Genomic DNA, 18,592 nt, shown 5'->3' with positions numbered 1-18,592 from the left:
CGTTTCCCTTTTTTATCTGATGGTAAGGTGGATTCAATTTTTAAAATGTACTTGTAATAAATGATTTTAGAAACCAGTGAAGGTTTTAGTACTTTAAAAAAATAGATTTCATCTTCGTTGGTTGCGAAGCAAAATGTTTTTACCCATTTATTGATTTGCTTTAGCTTGTTTTCTAAAAACAAAATCATGTTTTGACTATGCTCAATGCTATTGCAGCAGGAACTTTTGTATAAATTAAAGTCACGCTCCAATTCTTGAAAGAATGGTTTGCAATAGGTATTCATGGGAGAAAATGGTCTATTTTGAGTGCTGTCAAATTAAACCATTTTCTGTCAAAATTATAGATTATACAACCTAAAAAGTTTTTAACAATAGTATTATTAACCGACTTTGTGTTGTTTTTTGATGGTATGTGTATTGCCTAATTTTTCTTTTAAAAGCTTCATATCGTCACTTACTTTTCTATCTAAAACTTTGGCGTAATGTTGCGTAGTTCTTAAATTTTTATGCCCCAACATTTTACTAACGCTTTCTATAGGTACGCCGTTTGAAAGTGTTACGGTTGTTGCAAAGGTATGTCGCGCAATGTGGAACGTAAGTTCTTTATTTATTTCACAAATACCCGCTATTTCTTTTAAATAGGCATTCATTTTTTGATTACTCAAAATTGGTAGCAAGCGGTTTTCATTTAAGCATTGTGGGTGCTCTGAATAGTTGTCGATTATCATTTGCGTTACCGGAAGGATTGGAATTTTAGAAGCGGATTCTGTTTTTTGGCGGTGTGTGAAAATCCATTTTTCACCATCAATCCCAATACTGATATGTGATTTAGTTAGGTTTTTCACATCTATATAAGCTAAACCCGTAAAGCAGCTGAAAAGGAATATATCTCTTACCAGTGCCAAACGTTCTGTTGGAAGTTCTTTGTTCAGTATTTTTTGGATGTCAGTTTCGGTTAAATATACACGTTCTACTTCTCTCACTTTTGCTTTATAATTACTAAACGGATTTTTATCTATCCAGTTATTGGCTAAACAAATCTTGATTATTTTCCCAAAATTCTTGATGTATTTCACTGCTGTATTATTGCTGCAGTTTCTAACACTTCTTAAATAGAATTCGTATTCCGTTATAAATGCATGGTTAATTTTTAGAATGTCGATGTCGGATATTTTGTATTTCCATTCCAAGAAATCGATGGTGTGTTTTAATGACGTTTTGTAACGTTCCAAGGTGCCTGGAGCATATTCTTTTCCAACCAGTTCTTCAATTTTTTTATTGTGGTCTTGAAAAATAGGAATGAGCATGCGCTGTTTTTCATTAAGTCCGAGTAGTTTGGTTTTAAAAGCATTTATAGTAATTGGAATATTTTGATGAACTAACTCCATTTGCATATCGATAATCTTGACTTTTAGCATGTCGAGCTGTCTATTAACTGAACGGGCTTCTTCTGATTGGCCCTTCATTTTGCCCGCAGAGGTGGACCATTTGGATGGATCTACAAACCTACCGGTACTCATTTCAATTCGTTTTCCGTCGACTGTAATACGTGTGTAAATAGGGAATAAGCCGCTGGCATTGATTTTTGCTCTTTTAGCATAAAAGAGGATAGAAACTTTTGTCTTCATTTTTGGTAACCTTTTTAATTAATATTAAACTTAATTTTTACCTCAATACGACACAAGATGTTTGATTTTTGAACCAGCTTTAACACTGGTTAACCCTTGTAAACACTGAGGAAAGCTTAAAATTCGGTTACCCTAAAATTTGAAAAAGTTGAGGTACCCGAATTTACCACCTTTGTTACACGATTTAATGAATATTTTGGCATATGCTAAAAAGAAAAAACCCCTTAAAACATACGTTTTAAGGGGTTTTGGTGAGATTTTTTAATCTCTTAGCGGAGAAAGAGGGATTCGAACCCCCGGAGGTGTGACCCTCAACAGTTTTCAAGACTGCCGCATTCGACCACTCTGCCATTTCTCCAGTTTTGGTCTCATCAAGTATTACCCTGATTGCGGGTGCAAATATAGAATCCTTTTTCAATACTTTCAAATATAATTCTGTTTTTTTTTAAATAATTTTTAACTCGTTTATTATTAGCTTATTTTGTATCACAATATTCTAAAAAGATAATTCCAAAACGTATTTTTGCAAAAATTAAAATTCAAATATGAATATTATTAAGCAGCTCCAATGGCGATATGCAACTAAAAGATTTGATACCAATAAAAAATTATCTGTTGAAAAATTAGATATTTTAAAACACTCATTCAACTTAACAGCCACTTCATTTGGTTTACAAACCATCAAATTGGTAGTCATTGAAGATAAAATAGTTAGGAATGAGCTAATACAGTACTCCTTCAATCAGAAGCAAGTTTCAGAAGCCTCACACTTATTAATAATATGTATTCAAGATGATATCAGTGCGTTAGATGTGAATTCTTATTATAACAACATAAAAACTATTCGCAATACTTCCGAAACCATTTTACAGCCTTATCGAGATTCTCTTATTAAAATGGTTGAAAAAATGACCATTCCAGAGCGCCAACAATGGTCTAAAAACCAAGCCTACATTGCATTAGGTAATCTAATGACGGTTTGCGCTATAGAAGGAGTAGATTCATGCCCAATGGAAGGTTTTTTACCTTCAAAATATGACGAAATATTAGGTTTAGAGTCCAAAGGTTTAAAATCGGTATTACTTTTACCTGTAGGTTATAGAGCAGCAGACGATATGTTTTCAGAATTCAAAAAAGTAAGAAAACTAATAACTGATGCTGTCATCGAATTATAAATTAATTAATAAATTTGGGCGTTACCACAAGGGTCGGGCTTTACGTTTCAAGTCCTCGTAACCACGCTAAGGTGCGCTTACTGCGGGTTTTACACTACAATCCCTAACGCAAAATCAAACAGTGTAACAATAGAAATTAGAATAATAACAAACAATATAAAAGATGCCCGGATTCGAATTATTTGGAGATTTAGAAAAAAAAGAAGTAACCGATGTATTAGAAAATGGCGTACTTATGCGCTATGGTTTTGATGGGATGCGAAATGGTCACTGGAAAGCTAAAGAATTAGAAAAAGCCCTAGAAAACACCTTTCAAGTAAATCATGCCCAATTAGTATCAAGTGGTACAGCAGCCATATCAGTAGCATTAGCAGCAGCAGGGGTAGGAGCAGGCGATGAGGTTATTTTACCTACCTTCACCTTTGTAGCAAGTTTTGAGGCTATAATGATGCTTGGCGCCATTCCTGTTTTAGTAGATATAGATGATACTTTAACTTTGTGCCCTAAAGCGGTTGAAAATGCTATAACTTCAAAAACAAAGGCTGTTATGGTAGTGCAGATGTGTGGAAGTATGGGGGATTTGGATCAACTTCAAAACTTGTGTAGAAAAAACAGCATAATTTTATTGGAAGATGCTTGTCAGGCCATAGGCGCAACTTATAAAGGTAAGGTTTTAGGGAGCATTGGCGATTTGGGTTGTTTTTCATTCGATTTTGTAAAAACCATAACCTGTGGAGAAGGCGGAGCCGTAATAACAAATAATAAAGATTTTTATATTAAATCCGATCATTATAGTGACCATGGTCATGATCATATTGGAAACGATAGAGGGGCGGAGTCACATCCTTTTTTAGGCTATAATTTTAGAATTTCAGAACTTCATGCGGCTGTTGGGTTAGCTCAAATAAAGCGTTTACCAGATTTTATTAATATCCAAAAGAAAAACTATAGTATTTTACGAAATGCATTGTCCGTTATTCCAGAAGTGGTATTTAGAACTGTTCCCGAAGGAGGTGAAGAAAATTATAGTTTCTTAAATTTCTATTTACCTAGTTTAGAAATTGCGACAAAAGTTTCGGAAGGTTTTAAGGAAAATGGCGTAGATGGTTGTTTTCATTACTTTAATAATAATTGGCATTACATCCGTAAATGGGAACATTTAAAAAATCTAAAGTCTTTATTCCCTATTTCCGAAGAAGTTAAGCAAGGTTTGGCATATCTTCAAACTAAAGAGTTCACGCAATCGGATAATTATATTGCCAGAAACTTATCTTGTTTGATAAAATTATCATGGACAGAGGAGGAAGTTCACAACCGTGCAGATAAAATGGTAAATATAATTAAAAGTATTGTGTGAAATTTTTCCTTAAAAATAGAAGGTGCTTACTAATTTAGCAAGCACCTTCTGTTTTTAATGTATCTAATACGTTTAGTAATTCACATAATCAACGATTTCAATTCCATAGCCAATTAATCCTACACGCTTACTTTGTTGCGAGTTAGATATTAACCGTAATTTATGGATGTTTAAATCGTGTAATATTTGTGCGCCTATACCAAAATCGCGGCTATCCATATCTATTTTTGGAGCTTTATATATCTTATTTGGTATCTGATTTTCTTTTATAACCGCTAACCTGTTTAAAATGTTCATAGACGGTGTTTCTTGATTAATAAAAATAATAGCACCTTTACCTTCATTATTAATAACCTTGAACATATTCTCAAGTTGTGTATCAACATTATTGGTAAGAGTACCTAAAATATCATTATTAATTAAGGTGGAATTTATTCTAGTAAGAACTTCTTCGTTTTCTTTCCAAGAACCTTTAGTTAAAGCAATATGTATTTGATTATTAGTCGTTTGCTTGTAGGCTCTTAATCTAAAACTTCCAAAGCGAGTTTCTATTTGAAAATCTTCTTTTTTATCAATTAGAGAGTCGTGTTGCATTCTGTAAGCCACCAAATCTTCAATTGAAACAATTTTAAGATCCAACCTTTTAGCTACTTTCATAAGTTCAGGAAGACGTGCCATAGTACCATCTTCATTCATAATTTCAACAATAACTCCCGCAGGATTTAAGCCTGCTAGTCTTGCAAAATCAATAGCTGCCTCGGTATGCCCTGTACGTCTTAATACACCACCTTCTTTAGCTACTAATGGGAAAATATGTCCTGGTCTAGCTAAATCAAAGGATTTTGTGTTAGGGTCAATCAGTGCTTTAACTGTTTTAGAACGATCACTAGCTGAAATTCCTGTGGTAACACCCTGTCCCCGTAAATCTACAGAAACTGTAAAGGCGGTCTCCATATGGTCGGTGTTGTTGCGAACCATCATACCTAAATCTAATTCTTTGCAACGGTTTTCAGTAAGTGGAGCGCAAATTAAACCTCTACCTTGTGTTGCCATAAAATTGATCATTTCTGGTGTTACCTTGTCGGCAGCTGCCAAAAAATCGCCTTCGTTTTCGCGGTTTTCGTCATCAACAACAATTATAACTTTACCATTTCTTATGGCTTCAATAGCTTCGGGAATAGTATCAAGTTTATATTTAGAAGTTTTGGTTTTTGTCATTGTATCAATAATCATAATGTAAAGATATTGCTTATTTTAAAGATTCTAAACAATTTTGTTTTAAGTCTTCTTTCATTTTATCATTCAGAAATAAATAAGGAATGAAGTATAATGGGAACCCTAAAATCAATAGAAATAAGGAAGGTTTTTTTTCTTGTTTATTAATGTGGCGATAGAATTTTGTAATGTTTATATATGATTTGAAAAAGTAAATCGCATATAAAATTAAAGATATTATACTCAATTGAATGGATGCCGACGCTAATGATGGTAACTTGTTATTGTTAAAAACAAAATGTAAAACAAGTAAAACAACACCTATAATATATAAGGTAATAGAGAATAAGGTGTGTTCCTTGTAATCATTTGCAATAATTTCCGAGTTTTCAAAATCAGTATTAATTGCTAAACCTTCTTCACGTAATTGTTTCGTTGGTATACCGCGATCATTCAATATTTTAATAGCTATGAACCTAATTTCTTCTAAATGACCTAGAGCTTCATAATTATTAATTACGTTTAATAATTCGTTGCTCTTAAAAGAATTAAGAAACGTGTAATCAACACTGTCTTTGTCTTTAATTTTAAAGATCTTTTTAATTGGTTCAATAACGTTATCAAATTCAAATAATCCTTTGTCTGCTGTCGCTCTTCTAGTTAAAAAGATTCCTAAAGGGAGCATTATAAGCGTAGAAAACCAACTAGCAAGTATGGGGTTGAAACTACCATTTTTAGCACTGTTAATAGCAAACATACCTATAAAATGGTATGTTAAAAAAAGTATGATGGCGATAACCATAGGCAGGCCTATGCCACCTTTGCGGATTAAAGCCCCAAGAGGAGCACCTACAAAGAATAAAATAATGCAAGCAAATCCTAATGCAAACTTTTCATGTAAGGAAATTATATGTTTATTAAGCCATTCCTTCGCTATTTTGTTTGAATTTTCATTTGTAATAACAAGTTGTTTTGCGCCGGAAAGTGTTCTTAATGATGTGTTTACCATTTCTAACTTTTCTTTTGTACTGAAAATATCTAGTACAGGGCCCAAGTATGTGGAATCACTTTCAATAGTAACTGCTCTGTTATTTGGAATTATGGCAGAACGTTGAAATAGGTTTTTGCTTATAGTTTGATGTGTAAATTCTTCTTTTTTAATTAGAGAATCGATGGTTTTGTTTAGGCCAACCACGTCTAACATATTATATTTATCAGTTTGGTTTTGTTCATCATAATCTACATTATTCATTTGCGACAAATCGATATTAATAATGTATTTTTCAAACGTACTTTTTGCGAAGGGTTTTTTATTTCTAGATTTAACGTTTCTTGTTGCAATATCACTATAATAGTTTCCATCTAGTAAAATAAGTTTCAATACGTTTGAATCTTTTTCATTTACTAATTCTCCGGTTTTAGATGTTATGGTTGTAGAATTACTGCGCCCATCAGTGCCCTTTATGTGAATGGTTACATTATCTAGGTATTGGTCGTTATCCCCGTGTTTTCTTGTAAATTTAATATTATATGGTGTGCCCTCTATTGGGTTGAATTGTCCGACACCAAGTAACATGGCTGGTTTAGATTTCGCAATATTACTTCTAAGATTAAAAGATTTTAATTCTGCCCAAGGAATGACATTATTTGAAAAGAAAAAAGTAACTATGCCAAGTGCTACTATAAAAACACTAAGTCCTGTCATGGCGCGCTGCAGAGAAATTCCTGTAGATTTCATAGCGGCAAACTCGTAGTTTTCAGCAAAGCTACCAAAAACCATTATGGATGCTAAAAGAATGGTTAAGGGTAATACTAAAGGAATTAACTTAGGCATGAAATAGAACAAAAATTTGAAAATAACAACAATATCCAAATCTTTCCCTGATAATTCTCTAATATACAACCATATAGTTTGTAAAACGAAAATCATCATGAGTATAATAAACACGCTGAAAAAAGTTTTTAAATAAGTGGTAAGTATGTAGCGGTCTAGTATTTTCACCCGGTTAATTTGTGCTAGTCATTCTATTGGAATTAGTAATAAACTTAAGTAAGCTGTATTGCTACAATTTTATAATTTGAAATTCTTAGTTAAGTTTATTAATGTAATATCCTTTGTATTTATTGGCGTCAAAGGTAAATAAGCTTTTTGATAAAGGCTCATTTGTTTTAAAAGAATTCACTGTTAGTGTTGTTTTGGTTCCATTTTTACCAAGTTGCATTAAATTGTAAATGTGTTTTGTTTGTGTATCTATACCTAAAAGGATGTACTTTATTTCAGATTTTGAATCTATAGGTACTAGTTTTACTAATTGAATTTTTCGGCCATTTATGTTTTGTTCAATATCCATGGCATATGTATAGCCATCTTCATAGAACGATAACATTTTAGTTGGTGTAACAGCTCCTTCATCGTTGTCTTTATCGGAAGAAATTGTCACTTCTTCGTCTTCAGTACTAATGCTGTAAAGTTTTTTGCCGTCAAACAAACGGGTTACACCTAGTATGTTTAGTTTGTATTTATCACCTTCCATAATAACATCACCTTTGGTTTCTTGTTTTATTTTTTCGGCAGTATTTTCTAACACATACTTAAATTCTATAGAAACGTTTTTATAGCTTTTTGCTTTTTGCGACACTTGATTTAAAAGTGTTTTCGCTTTGTTTTGGGCAAAAGCATTTATTGATAGGGTAATTAAAAAGGCTACTAATATGTTTTTAAAATTCATTTTGTTTTTATTATAAAGTTTCATTTTCTAAATGTCTGTCTAAGGCTGTTAAATCGGTAATTAGCACTTGTCTTGCTTTACTGCCTTCAAAAGGGCCAACAATACCAGCGGCTTCCAATTGGTCTATCAATCTACCAGCGCGATTATATCCTAATTTTAATTTTCGTTGCAATAAAGAAGCAGAACCTTGCTGCGCTGTAACTATAACTTCCGCAGCTTCTCTGAATAGTTTATCACGATCGGATATGTCTATATCAAGACTTGTGCCACTTTCTTCTCCTACATATTCTGGCAGTAAATAAGCGTCTGGGTATGCTTTTTGCGATCCGATATAATCTGTAATTCTTTCTACTTCCGGGGTGTCAACAAAGGCACATTGTACACGAATTAAATCGTTTCCTTGCGTAAAAAGCATATCACCTCTACCTATAAGCTGGTCGGCACCAGAACCATCTAAAATAGTTCTAGAGTCAATTTTTGAAGTTACTCTAAAAGCAATACGTGCTGGGAAATTTGCTTTAATAATTCCAGTAATTACATTAACAGAAGGACGTTGCGTTGCGATAATCAAATGGATGCCTATAGCGCGTGCTAATTGGGCTAAACGAGCAATAGGTGTTTCTACTTCTTTACCGGCAGTCATTATTAAATCGGCAAACTCGTCAACCACTAAAACAATATATGGTAAAAATTGATGTCCATCATTAGGATTCAATTTACGTTCCTTAAACTTACTATTGTATTCGGCTATATTTCTACAAAGTGCATTTTTTAGCAATTCGTAGCGGTTATCCATCTCAATACAAAGTGAATTTAATGTGTTAATAACCTTGGTGTTATCGGTAATAATAGCATCTTCACTATCAGGAAGTTTTGCTAAATAATGACGTTCAATTTTATTAAAAAGGGTTAATTCCACTTTTTTCGGGTCTACTAAAACAAACTTCACTTCAGCAGGATGCTTTTTATAAAGTAAAGATGTTAGTACGGCGTTTAATCCAACCGATTTTCCTTGACCTGTTGCACCAGCCATAAGTAGGTGAGGCATTTTAGCCAAATCTACCACAAAGGTTTCGTTGCTAATTGTTTTACCTAAAGCAATAGGTAATTGCATTTCCGAGGTTTGGAATTTTTTGGAAGCAATTACCGAGCGCATGGATACAATAGTTGCATTTTTATTGGGCACTTCAATACCAATTGTCCCTTTACCAGGAATAGGGGCTATAATACGAATACCAAGTGCGGCAAGCGACAGTGCAATATCGTCTTCTAAATTTTTAATTTTTGAAATTCGAACACCTGCATCTGGAACGATTTCGTAAAGTGTAACCGTTGGTCCTATGGTTGCCTTGATACTTGAGATGCCAATATTGTAGTTTTTTAATGTATCTACAATTTTATTTTTGTTTTCTTCTAATTCTTGCTGGTTGATGGTAATACCTTCAGAATCATATTTTTTAAGTAAATCTAATGGCGGAAACTGGTATTTTGAAAGCTCTAAAGTCGGGTCGAATTGTCCAAAATCAGCTATTAATTTATCTGATAAATTATTTGTTTCCGATGGTTCTTCTGCTACCTTTTTTACTTCAATTTTAATTTCTTCTTCTTCGCTATCTTCCTCATCTTCTTCAATTACCGGTGTTTTTACAATTAAAGGAGCAGCTTCTACAGTTGGTTTAGGCGTTTCTCTAGTTACAATAGGTTTGTTGGTGTCTAAAGGAATATCGAAAGCCGATTTTATTGCAGCAGCTTCTTCAGATAGGTTATTGTCTAACGCCATAACAGGTTCAATGTCCTCATCTTTGTCGGCATTATTAGAAAAATCATCTTTAATTTTAGTTTTAGCAGAATTAAATATAGATGTGAAATTTTCAAAAGTCACATTAAAACGTATAGCTAAATAAGTGATTAAACCAAAAAGGAGTAAGAGGGATGTGCCTATTTTCCCTATGTAATCTTGCAAGTACATATTTACCTCAAAACCAATAGTACCTCCTAAAATACCGTAAGTGTTTCCGAAGAATCCAAATAAAATAGATAACCAGATTACAATTAACATGCCCCAAAACCAATGTTTCCTTAGTTTGGCTTTCGTTAAATTAAGTAGTACATATACACCCGATAAAATTATAAGTCCTGCAATTATAAAGGATGCAATACCAAATCCACGTTGTATAAAGAAATCACTTAACCACGCTCCGGATTTGCTTAACCAATTTTCAGATTTTACTGTGCGACTTGAAAAATCAGTTAAAGTACTTTGATCTGCATCTCCAGTAAATAGAAAAGAAATAAACGCCATAAAAAGTATAGCGCCAAATATGATTAAAAAGCTACCAAATATTAGTTTTTGTTGATTTGAGAGTTTTAAACTTGGTAGTTTAAATGGTTTCTTTGGTGAATTTTTAGTGTCGTTTTTTTTCTTCGCCATTAATGCTTTACAGTTTCAAATTGATGCTCTGAACGATACTTTTTGTAATTAAGTATAAAATTCAAAATTGAATCGTTAAAAACGATTCGACAAAAATACAAATTACTAACGTTTAAACTATAGCTAATAGTATTTTAAAATATTTTAGGTAAATAGATTATTAAGCCAATAATAATAGCAAAAACAGAAGCAAAAAACACAGCGCCAGCGGCAATATCTTTAATTAATCCTATTTTATTATGGTGCTCGGGATGAATAAAATTTGCAATTTCTTCAATGGCGGTGTTTACGCCTTCCATACTCATTACTAAAGCGATAGCTAAAAGTTGAATAGTCCATTCTGTAGAAGAAATATTAAAAAAAAATCCTGCGGCTGTAACCATTAAAGCTAGTGTAAATTGAACTTTTACACTAGCTTCATTTTTTATTAATATCATCGCTCCTTTAAATGCGTAACCAACACTCCGTATTCGGTTAGCGAAGAAGGATTCTTTTTTAGTCATTTACCGTGGTAAAGTATTATGCGTTTAGTGCTTCTAAAGCAGCTTTATAATTTGGTTCATCAACTATCTCAGCAACTTGTTCAGTATGAACAACAGTTCCCGATTCATCTAAAACAACAACGCAACGAGAATGTAATGCCTCTAATGGTCCATCAATAAAGTTTAATCCGTAATTTTTTCCAAAACTACCATCTTTAAAATCGGATAAGCTAATTACATTATTCAAACCTTCAGCTCCGCAAAAACGGGCATGTGCGAAAGGTAAATCGTGAGAAATGCAAAGAACCTTTGTGTTTTCTAATTCGCTGGCATCTTTGTTAAATTGTCTAACAGATTGTGCGCATGTGCCAGTATCTACACTTGGAAAGATGTTTAAAACTACTTTACTTCCTTTAAAATCACTTAAACTTTTTGAAGATAAATCGGTTGCAGTTAATTTGAAATCAGGTGCTTTTGTACCCACTTTTGGTAATTCACCAGAAGTATTAATTGGGTTTCCTTTTAATGTTACAGTAGCCATTTTATTGTTTTTAAATTTTTGATAAAAATACTAATAAATACCTTTTATGTATGAAATGCTATTATAAATTTTTAAGCTATTTGTTAATATTTTGTTAATGGAATCATTTTTGAAAATCACCTTAGACACTAATTCGGTTATGGATTGCAGACGAATAATACATATAACAAAGTAAATAAGTTAAAATTATTTACCATAATTGTTTTAGAACTTATAAATTATACTTGAAAGGATTTTTGATGAAATAGTGTCTTTGTTTTTTGAAGCCTCTTGTTTTATTGTTATAATTTATTACAATTTGTTTTTCTATAAATTTTATTGATTTTAATATTGTTTTTTAGAATGATTCAAAGTGGATTTTAGCGGACTTATTCTTAACTTTATACCTTAGGTTAAATCTATTTAAAACTTAATAAGAAATATTATGAACAGTTCAAAAACAGGAAAATGCCCCGTAATGCATGGAGCAAATACTACTGGAGAAAAGTCGGTTATGAATTGGTGGCCGAATGCTTTAAATCTAGACATTTTGCATCAGCATGACACTAAAACGAATCCCCTAGGAAAAGATTTTGATTATCGTGAGGAATTAAAAAAACTAGATGTAGAAGCTCTTAAAAAAGATCTTCATGACTTAATGACTGATAGTCAAGATTGGTGGCCAGCCGACTGGGGTCATTACGGAGGTTTAATGATTAGAATGGCGTGGCACGCCGCCGGCTCATACAGAGTGGCTGATGGTCGTGGTGGTGGTGGAACAGGAAACCAACGTTTTGCACCACTTAATTCTTGGCCAGACAATGTGAGTTTGGATAAAGCAAGACGTTTGCTTTGGCCAATTAAAAAGAAATATGGTAATAAAGTGAGTTGGGCGGACTTAATTATTTTGGCTGGTACCATTGCCTACGAAAGTATGGGATTAAAAACATACGGTTTTGCGTTTGGTCGTGAAGATATTTGGGCACCTGAGAAGGATACTTACTGGGGTGCAGAAAAAGAATGGTTGGCCCCTAGTGATGAACGCTATGGTGATGTAGCTAATCCTTCAACTATGGAAAATCCACTAGCCGCAGTCCAAATGGGTTTAATCTATGTGAATCCTGAAGGTGTTAATGGTCAACCCGACCCCATAAAAACAGGTGCTCAAGTTCGTGAAACATTTAAAAGAATGGCTATGGACGATGAAGAAACTGTGGCTTTAACAGCTGGCGGTCATACCGTTGGTAAAACTCATGGTAATGGTGATGCTAGTATTTTGGGACCAAGTCCAGAGGAAGCTCCTGTTGAAGAACAAGGGTTTGGGTGGTCCAATCCTACTAGAACTGGTAAAGGCCGTGATACGGTAACTAGCGGATTAGAAGGTGCTTGGACAACGCATCCTACAAAATGGGATAATGGTTTCTTTGAAATGTTGTTTAACCACGAATGGGAATTGCGAAAAAGTCCTGCGGGTGCATGGCAATGGGAGCCGGTAAGTATAAAAGAAGAAGATAAGCCTGTAGATGTTGAAGATATGACTACACGTCACAATCCAATGATGACAGATGCAGATATGGCTATGAAAATGGATCCAATTTATAAAGAAATCTCATTAAAATTCAAAAATGATTTTAATGCATTTTCGGATGCATTTGCAAGAGCATGGTTTAAGCTAACACATCGTGATATGGGGCCAAAGGATCGTTGGTTTGGGCCAGATGTACCACAGGAAAACTTAATTTGGCAAGATTATGTTCCAAAAGGTAAAAAAGATTATGATGTAAATGCTGTAAAAACAAAAATAGAAGTTTCTGGCCTTACAATCTCAGAGATGATAGCAACTGCTTGGGATAGTGCAAGAACATTTAGAGGCTCGGATTTTAGAGGTGGTGCTAATGGTGCCAGAATACGTTTAGCGCCGCAAAAAGATTGGGAAGGTAATGAGCCAGAACGTTTGTTGCGTGTATTGTCTGTTTTAGAACCAATCGCAGCCGAATTTGGAATTAGTGTAGCTGACACCATTGTTTTGGCTGGTAATTTAGGAGTAGAGAAAGCTGCAAAAAATGCAGGGTTTGCAGTTAATGTACCTTTTGCATCAGGGCGAGGCGATGCTACAGCTGAAATGACGGATGTTGATTCTTTTCAATATTTAGAACCTGTTGCTGATGGTTATCGTAATTGGTTGAAGAAAGATTACGTAGTAACACCAGAGGAATTATTACTTGATCGCACTCAGCTAATGGGATTAACTGCGCCTGAAATGACTGTATTAATTGGAGGTATGCGCGTTTTAGGAACTAATTTTGGCAATACCAAACATGGCGTATTTACAGATAAGCCAGGAACATTAACAAATGATTTTTTTGTTAATTTAACGGATATGGCCAATTATTGGAAACCAACCGGAAATGGGATTTATGAAATTTGTGATCGCAAATCTGGTAAATGTAAATTTACGGCAACCAAAGTAGATCTTGTATTTGGTTCCAATTCTATATTACGAGCCTATGCAGAAGTTTATGCCCAAGATGATAGCAAAGAAAAATTTGTGAACGATTTTGTAGCTGCTTGGACAAAGGTGATGAATTTGGATCGGTTTGATTTAAAATAACACTCATAAAAAAAAGTGAAGCTTCCAAATGAAGCTTCATTTTTTTTATAACACTAAATAATAAAAACGAAAAACCACTTCAATTTGAAGTGGTTTTTCATACTACTAATTTTTCTTTTTCTCTTTTTATTATTTATCAATAGAACCCAGTACACGCGACATAAAGGTATTTAAAGCCTCTTTTTTAGGTGTACCCGATTTTACCATTTTATTTACTTCAACAGCGCCGTACATATTCGAAATAAGTTCGCCAATAACGTCTAATTCTTCATCTTTTAATGATGAAACTTCTGTTAAACTTTCAAGTGTTTCTATGGTTTCAATCACAAAATCCTCGTCGTTTTCTTCAATAAATTGAGTTAAATGCTTAATTACTGGTAATTTCATTTACTAAATCTTTTAAAACTTCGAATTTATTTGTCTGAACTTGATTTACAAAATTCCCATTTCTGAAAGTAGCGAATGTTGGTAGATTGTCTACCGTCGCTAATTTTCTCGATTCAGGAAATTTTTCTGCATCAGCCACTACAAATGTGATATTTTCATTTTCTGAAGCCAATTTTTTAACCTTTGGCTTCATGATTCTGCAGTTTCCACACCAAGATGCGGAATATTGTACAACAACAGTTTCGTTGCTAGAAATAATATCTTGCAGGTTGTCTTGTTCTAATTCTTGTAGCATTGGGTAGTATATTAGTTTGCTAAAGTTGATAAATATTCTGCAGTTGAATTTCTATCGGCTTTCATGGCGCCTTTACCTTCTTGCCAGTTTGCAGGACATACTTCACCATTTTGTTGTACATGGGTTAAAGCATCAATGATACGTAAATATTCATTAACGTTTCTACCTAAAGGCATGTTGTTAATACTTTCGTGTTGAACAGTACCTTCTTCATCTATGATATAAGTAGCTCTGTAAGTTACGTTGTCTCCTTCAACAGTTACAATACCTGTTTCTTCATTGTATTGTTCGTTTGTAGTATCTAAAATACCAAGAGTTGCAGCTAAATTTCTGTTAGAATCTGCTAAAATTGTATAGGTAACTCCTTCAATACCGCCATTGTTTTTTGGTGTGTTTAACCATGCAAAGTGTACTTCAGCAGTATCACAAGACGCACCTATAATTACAGTGTTTCTCTTTTCAAATTCACCTAAAGCGGCTTGAAATGCATGTAATTCTGTTGGGCATACAAAAGTAAAATCTTTTGGGTACCAGAATAAAAGAACTTTTTTCTTGTTGTTAATTGCTTCTTCTAGAACGTTTACTTTAAAAGTATCGCCCATTTCGTTTGTTGCGTTTACGCTTAAGTTCGGGAATTTTTTTCCTACGAATGCCATATTATATATTTTAAATGTTAGTATTTATTTGAAGCAAATTTACAAGGAGTTAGTCTTACTTTAACAGCTTATCAATTATAAAAACTTATAGAGTAATAGCTTAAAAAAATGGATTTAAAATATAGGGGTGATTTTTGCTAATATGGTAATATTAGAGGTGTAAAATTACTAACTTCCTAATTTAATTGAAAAAAGCATAAATAACCTTGGTTATTTTTTTGCTAATTCTTTTATTTTTATGTGAAGAGCTGCGAATAATAAGGTCATGAACGGACTTAACCAATTAAAAATAGCATAACCCGCATAGTGAAGCGTATCTACTCCTAATACACTACTTTGGTAGGCACCACAAGTGTTCCAAGGAATTAAAACAGAGGTTACAGTACCAGAATCTTCTAGAGTTCTACTTAAATTTTGAGGAGCTAAACCTCTATCAGCATAAGCGTCTTTAAACATTTTACCAGGAATTACTATGGCTAAATATTGATCGGAGGCTATAATGTTTAAGCCTAAACAGCTAATTACCGTGCTTGCGAATAACCCAAAAACGGTTTGTGCTAATTTTAATAATTCTTTAGTGATTTTTGCTAAGGCTCCAATGCCATCCATAATACCCCCAAAAACCATAGCGCATATAATTAGGAAAATAGTCCAAAGCATACCTTGCATTCCACCAGAGGAGAAAAGGTCGTTTAATTTTTCATTTTCTGTAGTTATTTGTGTGTCTGTAAGTATTGAAGTAGTAATAGAACTTAATTTAGAATCGGAAACCTCTAATAAAATATTCGTTTGAAAAATAAAAGCAAAAATAGCAGCCAAAACAACACCCGTTACTAAAGCAATTAATGGTTTTGTTTTAAAAAGTATTAAAACAATAACAACTACGGGTACAACAAAAAGCCAGGGTGTTATGTTGAAAGTGGTATTAATTGTAGATAAAATGTTGCTTAAATCGGCAGATCCGGATGTTTCAATCGTACCACTTATAATTCCAAAGACTATAAGAGTAATAATTAAGGTAGGCACGGTTGTTAGCGTCATATATCTAATATGTGTAAATAAATCGGTCCCGGCCATAGCAGGAGCAAGGTTGGTGGTGTCGCTTAATGGAGACATTTTATCACCAAAATAAGCTCCTGAGATAACTGCACCTGCAATCATACCTGTATTGATGCCCAACGCTGTTCCAATGCCAACTAATGCTATGCCCACAGTTGCAGAAGTAGTCCAAGAACTTCCTGTTGCTATCGAAATAACAGCACAAATAATAACGGATGCCGGTAAAAATATAGAAGGACTTAACACCTGCAATCCGTAATAAACCATAGCAGGGATGATACCACTTATTAACCAAGTGCCCGCTAATGCCCCTACTAAGAATAAAATCATGATGGGAATAAAAACACTTTTTAAATTTTCCCAAATTTCTTTTATCATGCTTATTATACTCACTTTATTAAACAGACCAACTATAGCGGCAAATAGGCCTCCAAGTAATAAAATGAATTGATTTGTATACGCTCCAAACCATTCCTGGTCTTCAATAAAAAAGATGTTGTAAGCAAGCATCCCAACTAGAAATATAACCGGGATTATCGCTTCCCAAATACTGAGTTCCTTGTTATCTATAATGTTTTGGTTTTCTATTTCTATTTTGGAGATATTTTTGTTGTCTTGCATTCCCTGGATTTTGATTTGTAATGTTACGATTTTACACGGATGTATGCAAAACAAAAAAAGCCAAATTGATAGTTTTGGCTTTTTTTAATTTGTTTGTAAATTGATTAATTAATTTATTATTTGAAGTGCTATCATGCATTTACGCATGTTTTGGTATGTTCTTTCAATGTCTGCATCTAGCCCGATGGAGAACCGAATTAATCCATCACTTAAACCCATTGCCTTTTGTTCATCTTCAGGAATTTCAGAGGAGGTAGAACTGCCTGGGGCGCTAAACAAAGTTTTATAGAATCCTAAACTAACAGCTAAGTATCCTAAGTTATTGTTTTGCATAAGTTCCATTAATTCATTTGCTTTTGCTAATGAACCTACATCAATGGTTAACATACCACCAAAGCCATATTGAGCATTCATCATGGATTTGAATAACTCGTGTGATTGATGTGACTCTAAACCAGGATATACTGTTTTCAATCCATCATTTTCAAATTTTTCAGCTAAAAACATGGCGTTTTTACTATGTTGTTGCATTCTAATATGAAGGGTTCTTAGGTTTTTTAAAATAGAAGCAGCTCTTAAGCTATCCATAGTAGAGCCTAATAGCATAGAAGCCCCATGATTTACATTTCTTAATTCATTAATAAGTTCTTTTGTGCCGCAAACCACACCGCCAACCGTGTCACTAGATCCATTTATGAATTTTGTTAAGCTATGTATCACCACATCGGCACCTAAAATAGCGGGTGAAATGGAAAGTGGAGAAAACGTATTATCTACCACCAATTTTAAATTATGCTTCTTAGCAATTGCAGCTAAACCTTTAATGTCGGCTACTTCTAATAGTGGATTACTTACAGCTTCGCAATACAAAACCTTTGTGTTTTTGGTTATTGAAGCTTCAACCGTGTCAAGATTTGTGATGTCAACAAATGAAGTTTCAACTTGAAATCGAGGCAAAAAGTTCTTTAAAAAAGCATAAGTTCCTCCATAAATAGTTCGGCTTGATAAAATATGATCACCAGCATTGCAAAGTTGAAGTAAAACTGGTGTAATTGCTCCCATTCCAGAAGCAGAAACGTTAGCAGTTTCAGTGCCTTCCATAGCTGCTAAGGCTTCACCCAAATATAAATTAGAAGGAGATGAATGCCTTGAATAAAGATAGCAACCATCGGCATTACCTTCAAATGTATCGAACATGGTTTTTGCAGAAAGGAACGTGTATGTTGAAGAGTCAGAAATAGATGGGTTTACACCACCAAATTCTCCAAAGTATTGTAAATCTTGTATGTTGTTGGCAGGTTTAAAACTCATAAAGTCAAATTATTGGTTATTTAACAAAATTCGTGAATAATAGATTTAAAAACAATATTAATTAAATTTTATAGAAAATAAATCTGTCTAAATAAAACTCTGTAGATTTAAAATT

General features: G+C 33.6%; 16 protein-coding genes and 1 tRNA gene. 3 read left to right on the top strand and 14 right to left on the bottom strand.

Annotation, left to right across the window (positions count from 1 at the left end; translation table 11 throughout):
- The 3 genes from ABYI63_RS11960 to ABYI63_RS11950 all read right to left on the bottom strand — a co-directional run.
- A partial coding sequence (locus ABYI63_RS11960) for an RteC domain-containing protein (protein ID WP_372756585.1) occupies positions 1-284 on the bottom strand: 284 nt, incomplete at its 3' end.
- 96 nt (positions 285-380) lie between these two features.
- Complete coding sequence (locus ABYI63_RS11955) at positions 381-1,628, bottom strand: site-specific integrase (protein ID WP_372756584.1); 1,248 nt, start codon at positions 1,626-1,628, stop codon at positions 381-383.
- Positions 1,629-1,901: 273 nt separating this feature from the next.
- A tRNA-Ser gene (locus ABYI63_RS11950) sits at positions 1,902-1,986 on the bottom strand.
- Between the two features lie 187 nt (positions 1,987-2,173).
- On the opposite strand from ABYI63_RS11950, the gene ABYI63_RS11945 reads away from it, so the two are divergent.
- A complete protein-coding gene (locus ABYI63_RS11945; protein ID WP_372756583.1) occupies positions 2,174-2,803 on the top strand; it encodes an NAD(P)H-dependent oxidoreductase in 630 nt (209 codons plus the stop codon).
- 163 nt (positions 2,804-2,966) lie between these two features.
- On the top strand, positions 2,967-4,160 hold the full coding sequence (locus tag ABYI63_RS11940; protein ID WP_372756582.1) for a DegT/DnrJ/EryC1/StrS family aminotransferase: 1,194 nt from the start codon (positions 2,967-2,969) through the stop codon (positions 4,158-4,160).
- Positions 4,161-4,232: 72 nt separating this feature from the next.
- Here ABYI63_RS11940 and ribB read toward each other — a convergent pair whose 3' ends face one another.
- The 6 genes from ribB to tpx all read right to left on the bottom strand — a co-directional run bounded on the left by ribB (position 4,233) and on the right by tpx (position 11,558).
- Positions 4,233-5,378, bottom strand: coding sequence for a 3,4-dihydroxy-2-butanone-4-phosphate synthase (gene ribB, locus ABYI63_RS11935; protein ID WP_372756581.1), 1,146 nt, complete (start codon positions 5,376-5,378; stop codon positions 4,233-4,235).
- A gap of 31 nt (positions 5,379-5,409) precedes the next feature.
- Positions 5,410-7,377 carry an LptF/LptG family permease gene (locus tag ABYI63_RS11930; RefSeq protein WP_372756580.1) on the bottom strand — a complete coding sequence of 656 codons (1,968 nt, stop codon included), beginning with the start codon at positions 7,375-7,377 and terminating at the stop codon, positions 5,410-5,412.
- A gap of 85 nt (positions 7,378-7,462) precedes the next feature.
- A complete protein-coding gene (locus ABYI63_RS11925; protein ID WP_372756579.1) occupies positions 7,463-8,104 on the bottom strand; it encodes an outer membrane lipoprotein carrier protein LolA in 642 nt (213 codons plus the stop codon).
- A 10-nt stretch (positions 8,105-8,114) separates the two neighbouring features.
- Positions 8,115-10,535: a DNA translocase FtsK gene (locus ABYI63_RS11920; RefSeq protein ID WP_372756578.1), complete on the bottom strand. Its 2,421-nt coding sequence runs from the start codon at positions 10,533-10,535 to the stop codon at positions 8,115-8,117.
- 134 nt (positions 10,536-10,669) lie between these two features.
- The gene (locus ABYI63_RS11915) at positions 10,670-11,038 is read right to left on the bottom strand and encodes a diacylglycerol kinase (RefSeq protein WP_372756577.1); all 369 of its coding nucleotides are present in this window, start codon (positions 11,036-11,038) and stop codon (positions 10,670-10,672) included.
- Between the two features lie 16 nt (positions 11,039-11,054).
- Positions 11,055-11,558 (bottom strand): thiol peroxidase, encoded by a 504-nt coding sequence (tpx, locus tag ABYI63_RS11910; RefSeq protein ID WP_372756576.1) that lies wholly within the window; start codon positions 11,556-11,558, stop codon positions 11,055-11,057.
- A gap of 424 nt (positions 11,559-11,982) precedes the next feature.
- Here tpx and katG point away from each other — a divergent pair, with 424 nt between their 5' ends.
- Positions 11,983-14,148 (top strand): catalase/peroxidase HPI, encoded by a 2,166-nt coding sequence (katG, locus tag ABYI63_RS11905; protein WP_372756575.1) that lies wholly within the window; start codon positions 11,983-11,985, stop codon positions 14,146-14,148.
- Positions 14,149-14,277: 129 nt separating this feature from the next.
- Here katG and ABYI63_RS11900 read toward each other — a convergent pair whose 3' ends face one another.
- The 5 genes from ABYI63_RS11900 to ABYI63_RS11880 all read right to left on the bottom strand — a co-directional run bounded on the left by ABYI63_RS11900 (position 14,278) and on the right by ABYI63_RS11880 (position 18,477).
- Entirely contained in the window at positions 14,278-14,535 is a 258-nt protein-coding gene (locus ABYI63_RS11900; protein ID WP_372756574.1) for a hypothetical protein, read from the bottom strand.
- Positions 14,516-14,830, bottom strand: a complete 315-nt coding sequence (locus ABYI63_RS11895) for a thioredoxin family protein (protein ID WP_372756573.1) — start codon at positions 14,828-14,830, stop codon at positions 14,516-14,518. The genes ABYI63_RS11900 and ABYI63_RS11895 overlap by 20 nt, the downstream gene beginning before the upstream one ends.
- A gap of 11 nt (positions 14,831-14,841) precedes the next feature.
- Complete coding sequence (locus ABYI63_RS11890) at positions 14,842-15,486, bottom strand: peroxiredoxin (protein WP_372756572.1); 645 nt, start codon at positions 15,484-15,486, stop codon at positions 14,842-14,844.
- A 210-nt stretch (positions 15,487-15,696) separates the two neighbouring features.
- Positions 15,697-17,166 (bottom strand): Na+/H+ antiporter NhaC, encoded by a 1,470-nt coding sequence (nhaC, locus tag ABYI63_RS11885; protein ID WP_372756571.1) that lies wholly within the window; start codon positions 17,164-17,166, stop codon positions 15,697-15,699.
- A gap of 108 nt (positions 17,167-17,274) precedes the next feature.
- The gene (locus ABYI63_RS11880; protein WP_372756570.1) at positions 17,275-18,477 is read right to left on the bottom strand and encodes an aminotransferase class I/II-fold pyridoxal phosphate-dependent enzyme; all 1,203 of its coding nucleotides are present in this window, start codon (positions 18,475-18,477) and stop codon (positions 17,275-17,277) included.
- Positions 18,478-18,592 lie beyond the last annotated feature (115 nt).

It is taken from the genome of Mariniflexile sp. (genome assembly GCF_041583155.1).
Classification (GTDB): Bacteria; Bacteroidota; Bacteroidia; order Flavobacteriales; family Flavobacteriaceae; genus Mariniflexile.
Note: the sequence above shows the minus strand (reverse complement) of the source record. Positions and strands in the feature narration are given on the sequence as shown.